Raw genomic sequence first — 16,705 nt, forward strand, 5'->3', positions numbered from 1 at the left:
AGATGTGTATAAGAGACAGGCCCCTCCCCGCTCTCGCCGAGCACGCCCGGCCGCGAATGGTGGCGCTCCGCCGTCATCTACCAGGTGTACCCGCGCTCGTTCGCCGATGCGGACGGCGACGGTATGGGCGACCTGCCCGGCATCACCCGCCGCCTGCCCGCCCTGCGCGAGCTGGGCGTCGACGCCGTCTGGCTGTCGCCGTTCCAGACCTCGCCGCAGCGCGACGCCGGCTACGACGTGGCCGACTACTGCGACGTCGACCCGAGCTTCGGCACGCTCACGGACTTCGACGTGCTGCTGAACACCGCGCACGACCTCGGCCTGCGTGTGATCATCGACCTGGTGCCCAACCACTCCTCCAGCGACCACCGCTGGTTCCAGGAGGCGCTTGCCGCGGGTCCCGGCAGCCCCGAGCGCGCCCGCTACATGTTCCGCGAGGGCCAGGGCGAGCACGGCGAGCTGCCGCCGAACAACTGGGAGTCGATCTTCGGCGGCCCCGCCTGGACCCGCATCACCGAGGCCGACGGCACGCCCGGCCAGTGGTACCTCCACCTCTTCGACAAGTCGCAGCCCGACCTCGACTGGGAGAACCCCTGGGTGTGGGAGCAGTTCCGCGGCATCCTGCGCTTCTGGCTCGACCGCGGCGTCGACGGCTTCCGCGTGGACGTCGCGCACGGCATGGTGAAGGAGGAGGGCCTCCCCGACTACACCCCGCCCGCCGGGGCCGGCAGCATGACCGGGGCCGAGGTCCCGACCACGACCGGCGGCATCCCGCTGGAGCCCGAGATCCACGCCAACGCCGAGCACGAGCCGGTCACGCCGCCGTACTTCGGCCAGGACGGCGTGCACGAGATCTACCGCGACTGGCACAAGGTGCTCGACGAGTACGAGGGCGACCGCGTGCTCTGCGGCGAGGCCTGGGTGGAGCCGCTGGAGAAGCTCGCCCGCTGGGTCCGGCCGGACGAGATGCAGCAGACGTTCAACTTCGGCTACCTCGAGACGCCGTGGGACGCCGCCGCGCTCCGCACGGTGATCGACCGCTCGATCTCGGTCTTCGGCAGCGTCGGCGCCCCGAGCACCTGGGTGCTGTCGAACCACGACGTCGTGCGCCACGCGACCCGCCTCGCCCTCACCGGCGACAACCCGCAGGGCCACGGCATCGGCCCGAAGAGCATGGGCATCCCCGACCCCGCCTTCGCGCTCCGCCGTGCCCGCGCCGCGACCGCGCTCATGCTCGCCCTGCCGGGGTCGGCGTACCTCTACCAGGGCGAGGAGCTCGGCCTCCCGGAGGCGATCGACCTGCCCGACGAGGCGCGCCAGGACCCGACCTGGTTCCGCACCGGCGGCGAGCGCTACGGCCGCGACGGCTGCCGGGTGCCGATCCCGTGGGAGGGCACCGACCCGTCGTACGGCTTCGGACCGAGCGGGAGGAGCTGGCTGCCGCAGCCGGCGTCGTGGGCGCAGTACACGCGCGAGTCGCAGCGCGGCGTGCCCGGCTCGACGCTGACCATGTATCAGGAGGCGCTGGCCGCCCGCCGCGAGCACGACCTGGCGTTCGGCGAGCTGGAGTGGTCGGACGTCGGCCAGGACGCCCTCCTGTTCCGTTCGGGCGAGGTGACCGTCGTGGTCAACCTCGGCACCGAGCCGGTGGAGCTGCCCGAGGGCGAGATCGTGCTGCAGAGCGGTCCGCTTCAGGGGCGCCTGCTGCCGCAGGACACCACGGTCTGGCTGCGCTGAGCGTCGCTGCTCGCGGTCACTCCCAGGCGCTGAAGTACTCCTGCATCATCGGGTGCAGCTGGTCGTACAGCGCGGGCGAGGCCGCGAGCAGCAGCCGCTTACCGGCCGGGCCGCCGTCGAGGCCGCCCACCTTCGCGCCGGCCTCGGCGGCGATCAGTGCGCCGGCCGCATGGTCCCACGGGTTGAGCCCGCGCTCGTAGTATGCGTCGAGCCGCCCTGCCGCGACGGAGCACAGGTCGAGGGAGGCCGCGCCGGCGCGGCGGATGTCGCGCACCGACCCGATGATCCGCTGCAGGAACTCCGCCTGCCGCAGCCGCACCTGCGGGTCGTACCCGAACCCGGTGCCGACCAGCGCGAGCGGCAGCTCCACCCGCTCGTTGACGTGCAGGGCCGTGCCGTTGCGGGTGGCGCCGTGCCCCGCGGCGGCCGCGAACACCTCTTCCGCCTCCGGGTTGACGACGGCTCCGGCGAGCGCGGTCCAGGTCGCCGGGTCGGGATCGCCCTCGACCACCGCGATGCTGACGGCGTACGCGGGGATGCCATAGAAGTAGTTGACGGTCCCGTCGATCGGATCGACCACCCAGGTGAGACCGCTCGTCCCCTCACCGGCCCCGGACTCCTCGCCCAGGAACCCGTCCCGCGGCCGCGCGGCGGCGATGGCGTCGCGGATCAGCGTCTCGGCCTCCCGGTCGGCCCTGGTCACGATGTCCTCGACACTCGACTTGGAGGCGGCGATCTCCACGCCGTCCCTCCTCCGCTGCTGGGCGAGCACGGCGGCCCGCCGCGCGATGGTGACAGCGATCTCTTGCAGCTCGACGTTGGAGGGCATGGGACAAGGGTGGCACGTCGGGCAACGGAAAAGGGACCGGGCACGATGCCCGGTCCCTTCGATGGTGGCGAGTGAGGGATTCGAACCCCCGAAGGCTACGCCGGCTGATTTACAGTCAGATCCCTTTGGCCGCTTGGGTAACTCGCCATTCGCGCTCCCGACCACCAGTCAGCTGCTGACCGGAGGCGCCACACAAGAATACTCGGCGGGCGCTCCCACGCGAAATCGGGGCGGGCGCCGTCAGGCGGCGTGCAGGAGGGGCGCCTGCTGCGGGGCCTCCGGAACGAGGGTGAGCACCTCGCCGCCGGAGAACTCGGCCGCGACGAGGGTCAGCAGCTCGGCCTCCCCCAGCTCGAGCACGCGGCACAGCGCGGCGAGGATCTCGCTCGACGCCTCCTTGCGGCCGCGCTCGATCTCGGACAGGTACGGGGTGCTGATCCGCGACTCCTCCGAGAGCGCGCGCAGCGTCATCCCGCGCTCCGTCCGGAGCCTCCGGAGCACCGTGCCGATCGCGTCGCGCATGAGCATGGCGTCAGCCTAGGCCGCCGCGGGCCCGACCGGGCCGACCCCGTCGAGCGTTTCTGCTCAGAGCAGAATCGCCGTGCCGGCCGGCCGATCCGCGACACTCCCGCCCCGCTGCCGGGGATGTCGGTGGTCGGGCGCAGAATCGTCGGCATGAGAACCCTGGAGATTTGCGAACGGTGTGACGGATCGGGCGCCGACCCGATGCAGCACAGTGAGGAGATCACCGTGTGCGTCGAGTGCAACGGTGACGGGTGCCACGTCACCTACTACGCGGAGCTGGCCCAGACGGCCTAAGGCGCAGACCGCCTGAGGCCCAGACCGCCTGAGGCCCGGACCGCCTAGGACCGGAGCGGCTCAGGCCCGCCCGTCCCTCAGCGCCAGCGCACGAGCTTGTGCCGGTCCGCGACGACCCACAGGGCGGTCGTCGCACCCACCCGGCCGTCGAGGACGAGCACGGCGACCGGTGCGCCATCCCGGCAGGCGAGGATCCCCGGGCCGCCGTTGACCGACCGGACCTCGAGTGTCAACCCGTCGGCCGGTCCGAGCAGGGCCTGGAGGCGGCCGACGACGGCGAGGACGCCCACGGTCGCACCCGATTCGCCTGCGGCACCCGCCTCGACGCCACCCGCACCGGCTGAGGCCGCGTCTCCCGCGACCACCCCCGCGTCGACCTCCATCCGCACGCCCGGCCCGAGCACGGCGGCGACGGCGGCGATGTCGTCCGCCGCGTAGGCGTCGCGGAAGCGCGCGGCGAGCCGTGCGCGAGCACGCTCATCGCGCCGCCGCCTCCCGCGCCGGAGCCTCCGCACGCGTGTGGTCATCGATCCGCCCCTCGTCGCCACGGTCTCCGCCGGCCGGCAGGGCTGCGCTCGCGGCGTCCACCGGCGCCAGCCGGTCCTCGAAGAAGAACCGGGACGCCCGCGACCGCAGCCGGTCGGCGATCCGCAGCCTCCCGTCGGCCCGGGGTCGCGCCTCGAAGGGCTGCGCCGGCTCGGGCCCGGCGAGGCGGTAGCGCTCGTGCGCCGCCACCTCCCCGTGCAGCTCGACGTACTCGCCGCCGGGCAGCCGCACGATGCGGCCCGTCTCATAGCCGTGGAGGAGGATCTCGCGGTCCTTGCGCTCCAGGGCGAGGCAGACCCGCCTCGTCACGACGAAGGCGACGACCGGCCCGAGGATCACCGCCGCCTGGTACGCGTGCACCACCGCCTCCACCGACACGTGGAAGTGCGTGGCCACGAGGTCGGCGCTGCCCGCTCCCCACAGCGCGGCGTAGAACACGATCCCCGCGACCCCGAGGCCGGTGCGGGTGGGCGCGTTGCGCGGACGGTCCAGGAGGTCGTGCCCGGCGGTGTCCCCGCTCAGCCACTCCTCGATGAAGGGATAGAGGGCGAGCACGGCCAGGTACAGGCCGACGACCACCAGCGGGACGATGACGGCGAGCGTCCAGGTGCGCCCGAGCCACTCCACCTCCCAGCCGGGCGGCACGAGCCGCAGCGCGCCGTCGAGGAAGCCGGTGTACCAGTCGGGCTGGCTGCCGGCGGAGGCGTCGCCGGGCGAGGACGGCCCGTAGTGCCAGATCGGGCTGATCGTGACGGTGGCTGCGACGAGTACGAGCGCGCCGCACACCACGGCGAGCAGGCCGCCCGCACGGACGGCGAGGTTCGGCCACACGGGCACGCCGACGGCCCTCCCCTCGCCCGGATACCGCGCCGAGCCGTCGCGATACGCCAGCCGCGCGCGGGCCGCGTACAGCAGCACGAGCAGCACGGGCACGACCGCGACGTGGATCGGGTAGAGGTTCTCGATGATCCGGCCGGGGAACTCGCCGCCGAACAGCAGCCACGACAGCCAGGTGCCGATCACCGGGATGCCGAGCACGATCCCCTCGACGATGCGCAGGCCGGTGCCGGACAGCATGTCGTCCGGGAGGGCGTAGCCGCTCCAGCCGCCGGCCAGCGCCACGATCAGCAGGCCGAACAGTAGCACCCACGAGAGCCGGCGCGGGCGGCGGAACGCGCCCGTGAAGAACGACACGGCGAGCTGCAGCATGAGGGCGGCGGGCAGCAGCAGGGCCGCCCAGTGGTGCGCCTGCCGCAGCAGCAGCCCGCCGGGCAGCTCGAACGAGATCGCGAGGGTCGACTGCAGCGCCTTCGACATCTCCACGCCGGCGAGCGGGGCGTACGGGCCGTCATAGACGACGCGGTCGCTGGTCGGCGAGTACGCGAACATCAGCACGAAGCCGGTCACGAACAGCACGACGACGGAGGCCGCGGCGACGACGCCGAACAGGTTCGTCCAGTGCAGCGGCACCCGGCGCGAGGCGAGCTCGGCGCGGAGGCCGCCGGCCCGTCGGCCGGCGGCGGATCCGGCGGCGAGGCCGGCGAGCCGGTCGGTGAAGGAGGCGCGGCGGCGCCGACGCACGGGCATCAGAGGCTCCCCGCATCGATCTCGGCCTCGGGCCGTCCGCCGCGCAGGAACGCCCGGCGCGGATGCTGCACCGACAGCAGCGAGACGATGTCGCGCCCGAACAGCACCGCGGTCGCCCAGACCAGCGCCACGCGCACCTTGCGCTCCCACGTCGGAATGGCGAGCACGTGATACCCCCGGTGCATGACCCAGGCGAGGAACCCGGTGATCACGATGCCGCGCCACTGGAAGATCCCCTTCCCGAGCCCGAGCGTCGCCACGACGCCGAGGCTGTGGTGCACGTAGTCGCGGACGCGACCGCCGTGCAGCGACGCGGCGATGTTCTTCGCGAGCAGGCGCCCCTGGCGCACGGCGTGCTGGGCGTTGGGCACGGTGACAGCACCCTCCACCCCGGCGGCGAGGTCGGGGACCGCCGCGTCGTCTCCCGCCGCCCAGGCGTCTGGGACGACCTCGTCGGCCGTGCCGACCCGCAGGTCCGGCCGCACGATAACCGAGCCGCGCGCGGTGACCGGCAGGTCGGTGTTGTTGGCGACGACCGGGTTGGCCCCGTTACCCGCCGTCCACACGATGGTGTGCGAGTCGAACTCCTCGCCGGTGGACAGCACGAGGTGGCCGCCCTCTGCCGACAGCAGCTGAGCGCCGAGGTGGATGCGCGCCCCGCGCTCCACGAGGTGCCGCACCACCCACTCGCCCGGCCGGTCGGTGACCTCGGGCAGGATGCGGTCGCGGGCCTCCACGAGGTGGAACGACAGGTCGTCGAACCGCAGCTCCGGGTACGAGCGGAGGAGGGCCGTGGCGAGCGAGAGCAGCTCGGCGAAGCCCTCGACGCCCGAGAACCCGCCGCCGACGAAGGTCACGGTCAGCAGCCGCGACCGCTCCGGCCCTGGCGGGAGGAGCGAGGCGCGGTCGAAGGCGTCGAGCAGGCGGTCGCGGATGGCGACCGCCTCCTCCACGTGCTTCATGCCGATGGCGTGCTCGGTGATGCCGGAGATCGGGAAGGTGCGGGTGACCGCGCCGGCGGTGACCACGACGATGTCGTACCCGAGCTCGAACGGCTCCCCGTCGCGCGGCTGCACGGTCGCGGTGCGCCGCGCGTGCTCGATCCGCGTCACGGTGCCGTGAACGAGCCGCGTGCGGCGGAGGTGGCTGCGCAGCGAGATCGCCGCGTGCCTGGCCTCGATCGAGCCGGCCGCCACCTCCGGCAGGAACGGCTGATAGGTCATGTAGGGGCGCGGGTCGACGACCGTGATCTCGGCCTCGCCCGGCCGGAGCCGCTTCTCGAGCCCCCAGGCCGTGTAGAACCCGGCGTAGCCGCCGCCCACCACGAGGATGCGACGCATGTCGATGAACCTCCCGATCCGATCAGGTGTGTCTTCACCTGTTAAGACCGGACAGGGCGGCCGTTTGTGACGGCCGCGTGCGGGTTCAGCGCGGGATGGGCAGGCGCTCCAGCTTCTGCGGGTTGAGCACCCACTGCAGGCGGCGGATGCCGTCGGCCGTCACGTCGAGCGCGATGAACGCCGCGATCGCTCCGTCGCGCACGAGCACCGCGGCGGGGCCGCCGTTCGCCTCCACGATCCGCACCTCCCCGGTCCAGAACCGGTCGGCGAAGGCGTGCACGTACTTGGCAACGACCTCCCTCGTCCGCACCGGGATGCGGGAGGCGCGCGCCAGGCCGCCGCCGTCGGAGTAGCTGACGATGTCGGCCGTGAAGATGCTCTCGAGCGCGGCCATGTCGCCCGACTGCGCGGCCTCGAGGAACGCGCCGAGCATCCTGCGCTGCTCCTCGTGGCTCACCTCGCGCACGTGCCTCTCCTCGGTGAGGTGCTTGCGCGCGCGGCTCACGAGCTGCCGGGCCGAGGCCTCCGACGACTGGATGATGTCGGCGATCTGCGCGTACGGGTAGTCGAACGCCTCGCGCAGCACGTAGGCCGCGCGCTCGGTCGGCTGCAGCTTCTCGAGCAGCACGAGGACGGCGAACTCCAGCGCCTCCCCGCGCGCGGCGCCGCGCGACGGGTCGGCGCTGGTGTCCACCGGCTCGGGCAGCCACGGCCCGATGTAGGTCTCGCGGCGGGCGCGCGCCGACTGCGCCTGGTTGATCGCCAGCCGGGTGATCGTCGTGGCGAGGAAGGCCGCAGGCTCACGAACGCTCGACCGGTCGTACGCCTGCCAGCGCAGCCAGGTCTCCTGCACGAGGTCCTCGGCGTCGGCGACCGTCCCGAGCATCCGGTACGCGATCCCGAACAGGCGCGGACGCACGGCGGCGAAGGTCTCCGCCGCCGTGTCGAGGTCCTGCGCGTCCGGGCTCCCGATGGACATGGTCGAATGCTAGTGCCCGGCCTCCAGCCACCGGGAGAAGGTCGTGGCGCCGAACCGCTGGTCTGTCACGCGCGGGTCGTTCCCGGGGACGAGGCTGGTGTCGTCCACGGTCCCGCCGAAGTAGCCGGCGGAGGGATCGGTGGTGACGGTCCTGCTGTCGCCGCGGGCGGCGAGCACGCGCCGGGCGAGGTCGTCGAGGCGCAGCGGCTCCGGCCCCGCGAGCTCGATCACGCCGTTCGCCGGATCCGCCGCCGCCACCTCGGCGAGCGCCGCCGACACGTCGGCCGCGGCGATCGGCTGCATGAGCACGTCCGAGAGCGTCGCCGTGCCGCCCTGCGTCGCCCCGTCCGCCAGCGCGGGGATGAACTCGAAGAACTGCGCCGCCCGCACGACCGTGAAGGGGATGCCGCTCCCGGTGACGATGCCCTCCTGCGCGACCTTGGCCCGCATGTAGCCGATGTCGGGCATCCGGTCGGCGCCGACGATGGAGAGGACGACGTGGTGCCCGACGCCCGCCGCCTGCTCCGCCGCCACCAGGTTGCCGGTCGAGCGCTCGAAGAAGTCGAGCACCGGCCCGTCTTCGAACGACGGCGCGTTGGGCACGTCGACCACGACGTCCGCACCGGCGAGCGCCTCCGCGAGTCCCTCCCCGGTGACCGTGTCGACGCCGGTCGACGGCGACGCCGCCACCGCCTCGTGCCCGCGCTCGCGCAGCAGCTCGACCAGCCGGCGGCCGATCAGGCCGGTTCCTCCGATGACGACGATCCTCATGCTCTTCTCCGTTTCCGACGCGGGCGCCCGCCCGCGTCACCTGCTACGACCGAGCAGAGGGCCGGTTTGTGACACGGCAGTCACAACTCGTCACCACCTCCACGAGCACGCTCATCGCCCAGGCGGCCGCGCCGACCGCGCGCTGATCGAAGCGCGCGCTGATCGGGGCGCCCTACCGCCGCCACGGCTCCTCGGGGGTGCTGCCGGGCCGGAATCCGAACGTCTCCGCCAGGATGACCGCCTCCGGGAACCGGCTCGCCAGCGCGCCGGGCACGTGCGCGTCGCTCGCGAACGTGATCCGCTCGCCGCCCTCCTCGGCCCACCACTGCGGCACCCAGGACCAGAGCCGTCGCGTGTTGAGCTCGAGGGCGCGGCCGCTCTGCGCGATCGACCGCATGGCCGCGCGGATGGCGCCCTCGAACTCCCGCGGATCGAACGGTCCTGCGTCGTCGCTCGGCCAGTGCCGGAGCGCGTAGTCGATGTGCGTGAAGACCTCGAAGGCGTCCGAGCCCGCCACCATGACCGGGATCTCGGCGAGATACGCCTCCATGACCTCCGCCGCGGGATGCTCGTGCAGCAGCCGGCTGGGCTCCGCGCGCCCGCCGCCCAGGTCGAGCGTGTGGAGGGACCCGTTGATCCGGTCGAACCGGCTCAGGTCCACGATGCTCCGAGCCTCCGCCTCGAACAGGTGCGGCTGCCCGAACTCCACCCCGGTGAGGATGCGCAGCCCGGGGAACTCATGCCGCACCCGGTCGATGCTCTCGAAGTACCCGTCGGCATCGAGCGGCTCGAACACGACACGGCCGTCCGGCTGCACGTAGTGCCGCTGGTGCGGCATCAGGTCGCCGGGCTCCGCCCGCCAGCTGCCGGGGATGTCGAGGTGCTCGGTGAAGACCAGGGCCGGCAGCCCGATCCGCTCCGCCTGCGCGCAGGTCTCCCGCATCCGGCCGACCGCCTCCGACCGCGGGCCCCCGGTGTCCCACGACCACTCGCTGTGCACATGCCCGTCGCCCGGCAGCATCCCCATGCCGCGATGCTAGCCCGGGGAGGGTGCCGGCCCGCTCAGGCGACGCGGAGGTCGTCGACGGCGTCGAGGTCCCACTCGATGCCGAGCCCGGGCGTCGACGGTGCGAGCGCCCGACCCTCGCGAACGGTCAGCTCCGAGCGCGTGACGGCGCGCAGCTGCGGGATGTGCTCCAGATAGAGCGCGTTGGGGACGGCGCAGCAGAGCGAGACGTGCAGCTCCATGAGGAAGTGCGGCGCCACCGCGACGTTGAAGGCCTCTGCCAGGTGCGCCACCTTCAGCCACGGCGTGATGCCGCCCACCCGTGCCACGTCGACCTGGATGATGGAGGCCGCCTCGGCCTGCAGGTACTCGCGGAAGTGCCCGACCGAGTAGATGGACTCGCCCACCGCGACGGGCACGCTGGTCGAGGCGGCCAGCCGCCGATGGCCGGCGACGTCCTCCGCGGGCAGCGGCTCCTCGAACCAGCCGATGTCGAGCTCCTCGAACAGCGCGGCCCGGCGGATCGCCTCGGCTGCCGTCAGCGACTGGTTGGCGTCGACCATGATGTCGAGGTCCTGGCCGACCGCCGCGCGCACGGCGGCGAGGCGCTCGGCGTCCTCGCGGGCGGTCGGTTTGCCCACCTTGAGCTTGATGCCGCGGAGACCCCGGCGCTGCGACGCGACGGCCTGCTCGACGAGCTCGTCCGTGCCGAGGTGCAGCCAGCCTCCCTCGGTGTCGTAGAGCGGGATGCTCGGCTGGGCGCCTCCCGCCGCCTGCCACAGCGGCACCCCCGCCGATCGGCAGCGGGCGTCCCACACCGCGGTGTCGACGGCGGCGAGGGCGAGGGAGGTGATGACGCCGACCGAGGTCGCACGCGTCGTCGCGTGGAGGGACCGCCAGACGTCCTCCGGCCGGCCGACGTCCTTCCCGGTCAGCGCCGGGAGCAGCGTCTCGCGCAGCAGGCTCAGCACCGCGCGGCCGCCCGTGCCGATCGTGTAGCTGTAGCCGATGCCCTCCGCGCCGTCGGCGGTGCGCAGCCGGACGAAGATCGTCTCCTGCTTGAGGAACGACTGCACCGCGTCGGTGCGGACCGTCTCGACGGCGAGGTCGCTCAACCACGCCTCGGCGCTGACGATGGTGGAGTCCACCGGTGTCCTTTCGGGGGTCAGACGACGAGGGAGCGGATGGCGCTCGCCGCGGCCCCGCGCGCCCAGTCCTCGAACGTGTGCGGGCGCACGACGATGCGGCAGCGATCTGCGGAGGCGAAGACGTGCTCGCCGTAGGAGCGGCGCAGGCGCTCCTCGAACAGGTCGAAGTTGGCGACGCCCTCGCCGCCGATGATGACGAGCTCGGGCCCGACCATGTTCACGAGACTGGCGATGGCCCTCCCGATCACCGCTCCGGCCTCGCCGAACGCGTCGGCGGCCGCGGCGTCGCCCGAGCGGGCGAGGTCGACGGCCTCCTCGATGGAGACCTCCCTGCCGTGGGCAGCCGAGACGGCGGCGACGATCGCGCTGGTGGCGGCGACCGCCTCCACGCAGCCCCGGCGTCCGCACGCGCAGATGCGGTCGGGCGAGGTCAGCGGGAGGTGGCCGATCTCGCCCGCGACGCCGTACGCACCCTCCACGACCTCGCCGTTCAGGTGCAGGCCGCTGCCGATGCCGCGACCGATCGTGACGATCGCGAACGAGTTCGTGCCGAGCCCGACGCCGAACCAGTGCTCGCCGACCGTCAGCGCGCGCACGTCGTTGTCGACGACGACGTTCAGGCCGAGCCGTTCGCGGAGCGCCGCGCCCAGCTCCACCCCGCGCCAGCCCATCAGCGCGGAGTCGCGGACCACCCCGGTCTCGGTGTCGACGTCGCCCGAGACCGCGACCCCGACGCTCGCGAGCCGCGACTCCAGCCCGCCGAGCCCCCGCTCCAGCCGGTCGCACATCTCGACGATGGCGTCGGCGACGGCCACCGGGTCGTGCGAGGTCAGCGGGAGGCGGTCGGAGGTGATGATGCGCGTCGTCAGGTCGGTCGCGACTCCGACGAGCTCGTCGACGTTCACCTTCACGCCCAGGGCGACGACGGCGTCCGGCACGACGGCGACCGGGCTCACCGGGCGCCCGGGGAGGCCGGTCGGCTTCGCGTCGAGGGTGTCGTTCACGAGCCCCGCGGCGACCAGCGGCGTGACCGCCTTGGTGACGGCGGCCTGCGACAGCCCGGTGATGCGGGCGACGTCGATCCGGCTGATCGGGCTGCGGGTGAGGATCGTGGTGAAGACGCGGGTGGCCGCGTCCGACGACGAACCGAGCAGCGCTGTCCGCGTCTGCGTCTCGTCGTTCATGGGGTGCTCCCTCTGTCGGGCAGGTGGGGGGGGGGGGGGGGGGGGGGGGGGGCCCCCCCCCCCCCCGCACCCGGACTGCTACTTCTTGGCGAGGATCTCTTCCGACTTCTCCTGCGCCGTCTTCAGGAACGACGTCGTCCCGTCGCCGTTGAAGAACGCTTCGAACATGGGCTGAAGCGTATCGGTCAGCTCCTGTCCGTTGGCGACCGGCGGCGAGGGGTACAGCTCGCCCTTCTCGAGCGCGTCGACGAAGCTCGAGATGTCGACGCCGTCGGCCTTCTGCGCGTCGACGGTCGACTGCAGCGCCTCCGCGATCGAGGGGAGGAACGTGGCCGTCTTGCCCGCGATCGTCTGGCACTCGACCGTGCCCATGTACGAGACCCACTTCCACGTCTGGTCGACGTGCTTGGTGCCCACGAAGATGTTGTTCGCGTTCGAGTTGCTGATCATGCCGCGACCGTCCGGTCCCTGCACGGTCGGCGCGATGCCCACCTTCAGGTTCGGGACCTTGGTGATGGTCGTCGCGTTCCAGGTGCCGTCCTGGGCCATGGCGACCTGACCGGCGCCCATCTGCTCGGACGCCGAGACGGTGAACTGGCCGAACTTCGGCATCAGCCCGCGGTCGCCGAGGGTGCGGACGTAGTCGAGCGTCTTGGCCAGGCGCGGGTCGTCGAAGGGCAGCGACGTCGGCCACGCCTTCACGTCGCCGGCGAGCTTCCAGCCCAGGGTGGTGACGAACGGGTTCCAGGAGGTCTGGCCGTTGAAGTCGCCGGCCGCGAGCGTTCCGATGCCGTACGTCTTCACGTGCGCCTTGTCGAAGCCGGGCTCGTCGCCGCGCTTGCCGTTCGCGTCGACCGTCAGGTGCGAGACGATCTTGTCGAACGTGCCGCCGTCGTCGGGGTTCCAGGTCATCGTCTTGATGTCCTGGTCGGTGAGGCCGGCCGCCTTGACCATGTCCTCGTTGAAGTAGATCGCCGAGCCGGCCCAGTCGAGCGGGATGCCGTACTGCTTGCCGTCGGTGTACTTCCACGAGTCGACGCCGATGTCGAACTTCTTCAGGTCGAAGTCGGTCTTCTTAATCAGGTCGTCGAGCGGCATGATCTGCTTCTGACCGGCGTACTGGCCGAGCAGCGGCACGCTGTTCTGGAAGGCGTCCGGGGCGGTGCCCGAGACGAACCCGGCGGTCAGCTTGGTGAAGTAGTCGTTCACGTTGTACTGCGAGATCTTGACCGTGATGTCGGGGTTGGCCTTCTCGAAGCCGGGGATGCAGAGCTTGTAGTTCGCGGCCTGGTGGTCGTCCCAGGTCCACCAGTTGACGGTGACTTTGTCGCCGGAACCGCCGCCGTCGGTCGAGCACCCGGCGAGGCCGAGGGCCGCGATTCCGGCCGCGGCGATGCCGGCGATGATGCGGAGCTTCTTCATGAGTTCCTCACTGTGATTGCCCGGACACCATCGTCGGTGTCGGGATGGGGGTGGGTTGTTGTGGTGGGTTCGTGACGACGTGCTCCCCCCGCGCGGGGATGCGCACGTCGAGGTCGGTGTCCCCGTAGCGCACGCGATGCGTGCGCGGCTCGGGGTGCGGGTTGCGCAGGACGGCGCGCTCGAGGCGGCCCGCCGACCAGCTCAGATCGACGGACAGGCCGCCGCGGGCGCCGAGCCCGCTGACATGTCCCTCCCGCCACGCGGCGGGCAGAGCGGGGAGCAGGTGCAGCGTTCCCGCGTGGCTCTGCAGCAGCAGCTCGGCGATGGCGGCCGGGAAGCCGAGGTTGCCGTCGATCTGGAACGGCGGGTGCGTGCTGAACAGGTTGGGCAGCAGCCCGCCCCACTCCGAGCCGTCGACCGGCCCGTGTCGGCGTGCGTCCCCGTCGTACGGCGTCAGCGCCTGCCGCAGCAGCTCGTGCGCGGCCTCGCCGTCGCCCAGCCGGGCGCGGAGGGCGATCTTCCACGCCCACGACCAGCCCATCGCGCCGTCGCCGCGGGCGTCGAGGGACCGCCGGGAGGCGGCGGCCCGTTCCGGCGTCCCCTCCGGAGTGGTGAGGTCGAGCGGGTGGAGGCCGACCAGCGGCGAGAGGTGCCGGTGCGCCGGCTCGTGCTCTGGGACCTCGCGCGACCACTCGAGCAGCCGGCCGTCACGCCCGATGCCGGGCTCCGGGAGGACGGCGATCGCCGCCTCCACCTCCGGCCGCAGCGGGTCGTCCAGGCCGAGCACGTCCATCGCGCGCAGTGCGCGCCGGAAGAGCGAGCGGACCAGCTCGCGGTCCATCGTGGCCGTGAGGCCGAGGGCGCGGGGGGTGCCGTCGGCGTCGAGGTACATGTTCTCCGGAGAGGTGGAGGGCGAGAACGTGCCCTCTCCCGTCTCCCCGACCTGGAGCCAGTCCAAGCAGAACTCGGTCGCGCCGCGCAGCAGCGGCCAGATCCGCTCGCGCAGCAGCGCGGTGTCGTCGCTGAACTCGTAGTGGTCCCAGAGCGAGTGGCAGAGCCAGACGCCGCCCATCATCCAGATCGCCCAGCTCGGCGCGCCGTGCCCCATCCCGACCGGGAGGCTCCAGCCCCAGAGGTCGCTGTTGTGGTGCGCGACCCAGCCGCGGGCGCCGTACAGCTCGCGGGCGACGTCGCGGCCGGTCGCGGCGATCCGCTCGACGAGGGCGAGCTGCGGCTCGGCGTCGGCCGTGAGACCGAGCGGACCCGCCGCCCAGTAGTTCATCTGCGTGTTGATGTTGATCGTGTAGTTCGACGACCACGCCGGGCGGAGCTCCCCGTTCCAGATGCCCTGGAGGTTGGCCGCGGGGCTGCCGGCGCGCGACGAGGAGGCGAGCAGGTAGCGGCCGTACTCGGCGGCGATCGTCGCCCGGAGGCCGTCGTCATCGCCGCGGAGGATGTCGGCGTCGACCTCCCACCGGCCGTCGCGTCGCCCCGCGGCCGGTGCCGTGCCCCCGGCGATGGCGTCGAGGGCACGGCTCCTGGCGCGGTCCCGGATCGTCTCGGGTGAGACGGTCCGCCACTCGTCGTCAGCGCCGGCCCACCACGACTCAGCGCGGGTCGACGACGAGAGGGCGATCAGCAGCCGACGCGCACGACGGATCGTCAGACCGGAGTCGTCGGTCTCCGTCGTGCCGTCGCTCCGCACCGCGAGGACCGCGGCGGCGAAGCCGTCGTACCCGTCGCCCGGTTCCGCGTAGCGCAGCGGCGGGACGACGGAGGTCTCATGGAGGGGCGCACCGTCGACCGGGACGGCGAGGTCGAGCACGAGCATCCCGTCCTCCCCCGGCTCTGCCGTGCGCCCCCGCTCGCGCAGCGGCGTGCTCAGCGCGAGGCGGACCTCCGGCAGCGGCTCGTCCGAGGCGATGGAGATCAGCAGCGCACCGCCCGCCACCCGAGAGGTGCGCGTGACGCGGGCGGTGCCCAGCAGCAGCGCCTCCTCGACGACCGCGCGGTCGAGGTCGAGCACGCGGGCGGGCTCCCCGTCGGCCGTCCTCGCACCGGGCAGCCCGACGAGCAGGTCGACGAAGGGCAGGAACTCCTGGCTGTAGCGGCCCTCGAAGGTGAGCAGCAGCTCCTCCGCGCGATCGAGGTCGCCGGCGGCGATGGCCTCGCGCACCTCGCGAAGCCGCTCGGGGCCCGCGCCCTGCGCCAGCACCCGGCGCAACTCCTCCCGCGGCCCGTCCGGCGTGCCAGACCAGACCGTGGCGTCGTTGACCTGGTACCGGCCGTCGGCTCCGCCGAAGACCATCGCACCGAGACGGCCGTCTCCGATCGGCACGGCCTCCTCCCAGCTGCGGGCCGGCTCGCGCCAGGCGAGCTGGAGCGTCTGCGCCGTCACTTCAGCCCCGAGAACCCGATCGAGTTCACGATGCGCTTGCCGAACACCATGAAGAGGATGAGCATCGGCAGCGCCGCGATCAGGGTGGCGGCCATCAGCCCCGCCCAGTCCGGCTGCGTCTGCGGCGACGACTGCTTGAACACCGCGAGGCCGAGCGTGAGCGGCTGGACCGTGGAGTCGGTGGTCACCAGCAGCGGCCAGAAGTAGTCGTTCCACACCCCGATGAAGCCGAGGATCGACAGCGTGATGATCGGCCCGCTGGTCATCGGCAGGGTCAGCCGGAACAGCACCCGCAGCCGGCCGGCGCCGTCGATCAGAGCGGCCTCCTCGACCTCCGTCGACAGCCCCAGCATGAACTGCCGCAGGAAGAAGATGTTGAAGGCCGAGAACAGCGCGCCCGGCAGGATCATGCCGGCGAAGGTGTTCAGGAGGCCGAGCTCCTTGATGAGCACGAAGTTCGGCAGCAGGGTCAGGATGCCAGGCACCATGAGCGCCGCCAGGAACAGCGAGAAGACGAGCTCGCGCCCCCGCCACTGCAGCCGCGCGAACGCGTACGCGGCGATCAGCGAGAAGAAGACGATGAGCACGGTCGAGACGGTCGCGTACACGACCGAGTTGAGCAGGTAGTGCAGGATCTGCACGGTCGCGCCCGACCCGCCCTGGGCGATCGCCTCCTGCGGGTCCTCCAGCCCGAGCACCCGCAGGAACGGCCCGAAGGTGAAGCCGACGGGCAGCGGCGACGACGGGTTCGCGATCATCGCATAGTTGTTCGAGAGCGCCGAGCGCAGCATCCAGTAGAAGGGGAACACCGTGATGACGACGATCACGGTCAGGTAGACCCAGGCGACGGTCCGGCCGGCGCCGTCGATCAGAGCGGCCTCCTCGACCTCCGTCGACCGCCCCAGCATGAACTGCCGCAGGAAGAAGATGTTGAAGGCC

The 16,705-nt window shown here is 72.4% G+C and carries 14 protein-coding genes and 1 tRNA gene; 1 reads left to right on the forward strand and 14 read right to left on the reverse strand.

Annotation, left to right across the window (positions count from 1 at the left end; translation table 11 throughout):
• Positions 1–84: 84 nt before the first annotated feature.
• Positions 85–1,737 (forward strand): glycoside hydrolase family 13 protein, encoded by a 1,653-nt coding sequence (locus ACR9ZG_RS12880; protein WP_481285243.1) that lies wholly within the window; start codon positions 85–87, stop codon positions 1,735–1,737.
• A 16-nt stretch (positions 1,738–1,753) separates the two neighbouring features.
• Here the strand turns inward: ACR9ZG_RS12880 and ACR9ZG_RS12885 are convergent, their stop codons facing one another.
• The 14 genes from ACR9ZG_RS12885 to ACR9ZG_RS12950 all read right to left on the reverse strand — a co-directional run bounded on the left by ACR9ZG_RS12885 (position 1,754) and on the right by ACR9ZG_RS12950 (position 16,674).
• Entirely contained in the window at positions 1,754–2,566 is an 813-nt protein-coding gene (locus tag ACR9ZG_RS12885) for an inositol monophosphatase family protein (protein WP_481285244.1), read from the reverse strand.
• 62 nt (positions 2,567–2,628) lie between these two features.
• Positions 2,629–2,713: transfer RNA gene (locus ACR9ZG_RS12890), tRNA-Tyr, on the reverse strand.
• Between the two features lie 93 nt (positions 2,714–2,806).
• On the reverse strand, positions 2,807–3,094 hold the full coding sequence (locus ACR9ZG_RS12895) for a helix-turn-helix domain-containing protein (protein ID WP_481285245.1): 288 nt from the start codon (positions 3,092–3,094) through the stop codon (positions 2,807–2,809).
• Positions 3,095–3,462: 368 nt separating this feature from the next.
• Positions 3,463–3,912 carry a hypothetical protein gene (locus ACR9ZG_RS12900; protein ID WP_481285246.1) on the reverse strand — a complete coding sequence of 150 codons (450 nt, stop codon included), beginning with the start codon at positions 3,910–3,912 and terminating at the stop codon, positions 3,463–3,465.
• Entirely contained in the window at positions 3,863–5,518 is a 1,656-nt protein-coding gene (gene qcrB, locus ACR9ZG_RS12905; protein WP_481285247.1) for a cytochrome bc1 complex cytochrome b subunit, read from the reverse strand. The genes ACR9ZG_RS12900 and qcrB overlap by 50 nt, the downstream gene beginning before the upstream one ends.
• On the reverse strand, positions 5,518–6,858 hold the full coding sequence (locus tag ACR9ZG_RS12910; protein WP_481285248.1) for an NAD(P)/FAD-dependent oxidoreductase: 1,341 nt from the start codon (positions 6,856–6,858) through the stop codon (positions 5,518–5,520). The genes qcrB and ACR9ZG_RS12910 overlap by 1 nt, the downstream gene beginning before the upstream one ends.
• A gap of 85 nt (positions 6,859–6,943) precedes the next feature.
• Positions 6,944–7,837 carry an RNA polymerase sigma-70 factor gene (locus ACR9ZG_RS12915; protein WP_481285249.1) on the reverse strand — a complete coding sequence of 298 codons (894 nt, stop codon included), beginning with the start codon at positions 7,835–7,837 and terminating at the stop codon, positions 6,944–6,946.
• Between the two features lie 9 nt (positions 7,838–7,846).
• Positions 7,847–8,608: an SDR family oxidoreductase gene (locus tag ACR9ZG_RS12920; RefSeq protein ID WP_481285250.1), complete on the reverse strand. Its 762-nt coding sequence runs from the start codon at positions 8,606–8,608 to the stop codon at positions 7,847–7,849.
• 172 nt (positions 8,609–8,780) lie between these two features.
• A complete protein-coding gene (locus ACR9ZG_RS12925; RefSeq protein WP_481285251.1) occupies positions 8,781–9,635 on the reverse strand; it encodes a PHP domain-containing protein in 855 nt (284 codons plus the stop codon).
• A gap of 35 nt (positions 9,636–9,670) precedes the next feature.
• The gene (locus ACR9ZG_RS12930) at positions 9,671–10,762 is read right to left on the reverse strand and encodes a mandelate racemase/muconate lactonizing enzyme family protein (RefSeq protein ID WP_481285252.1); all 1,092 of its coding nucleotides are present in this window, start codon (positions 10,760–10,762) and stop codon (positions 9,671–9,673) included.
• 17 nt (positions 10,763–10,779) lie between these two features.
• On the reverse strand, positions 10,780–11,946 hold the full coding sequence (locus ACR9ZG_RS12935; protein WP_481285253.1) for an ROK family protein: 1,167 nt from the start codon (positions 11,944–11,946) through the stop codon (positions 10,780–10,782).
• 78 nt (positions 11,947–12,024) lie between these two features.
• A complete protein-coding gene (locus ACR9ZG_RS12940) occupies positions 12,025–13,368 on the reverse strand; it encodes an ABC transporter substrate-binding protein (protein ID WP_481285254.1) in 1,344 nt (447 codons plus the stop codon).
• Between the two features lie 7 nt (positions 13,369–13,375).
• On the reverse strand, positions 13,376–15,766 hold the full coding sequence (locus ACR9ZG_RS12945) for a glycosyl hydrolase family 95 catalytic domain-containing protein (protein ID WP_481285255.1): 2,391 nt from the start codon (positions 15,764–15,766) through the stop codon (positions 13,376–13,378).
• Complete coding sequence (locus tag ACR9ZG_RS12950; protein ID WP_481285256.1) at positions 15,763–16,674, reverse strand: carbohydrate ABC transporter permease; 912 nt, start codon at positions 16,672–16,674, stop codon at positions 15,763–15,765. The genes ACR9ZG_RS12945 and ACR9ZG_RS12950 overlap by 4 nt, the downstream gene beginning before the upstream one ends.
• Positions 16,675–16,705 lie beyond the last annotated feature (31 nt).

The sequence above is a fragment of the Leifsonia sp. KNZ12-8B genome (assembly GCF_056755495.1).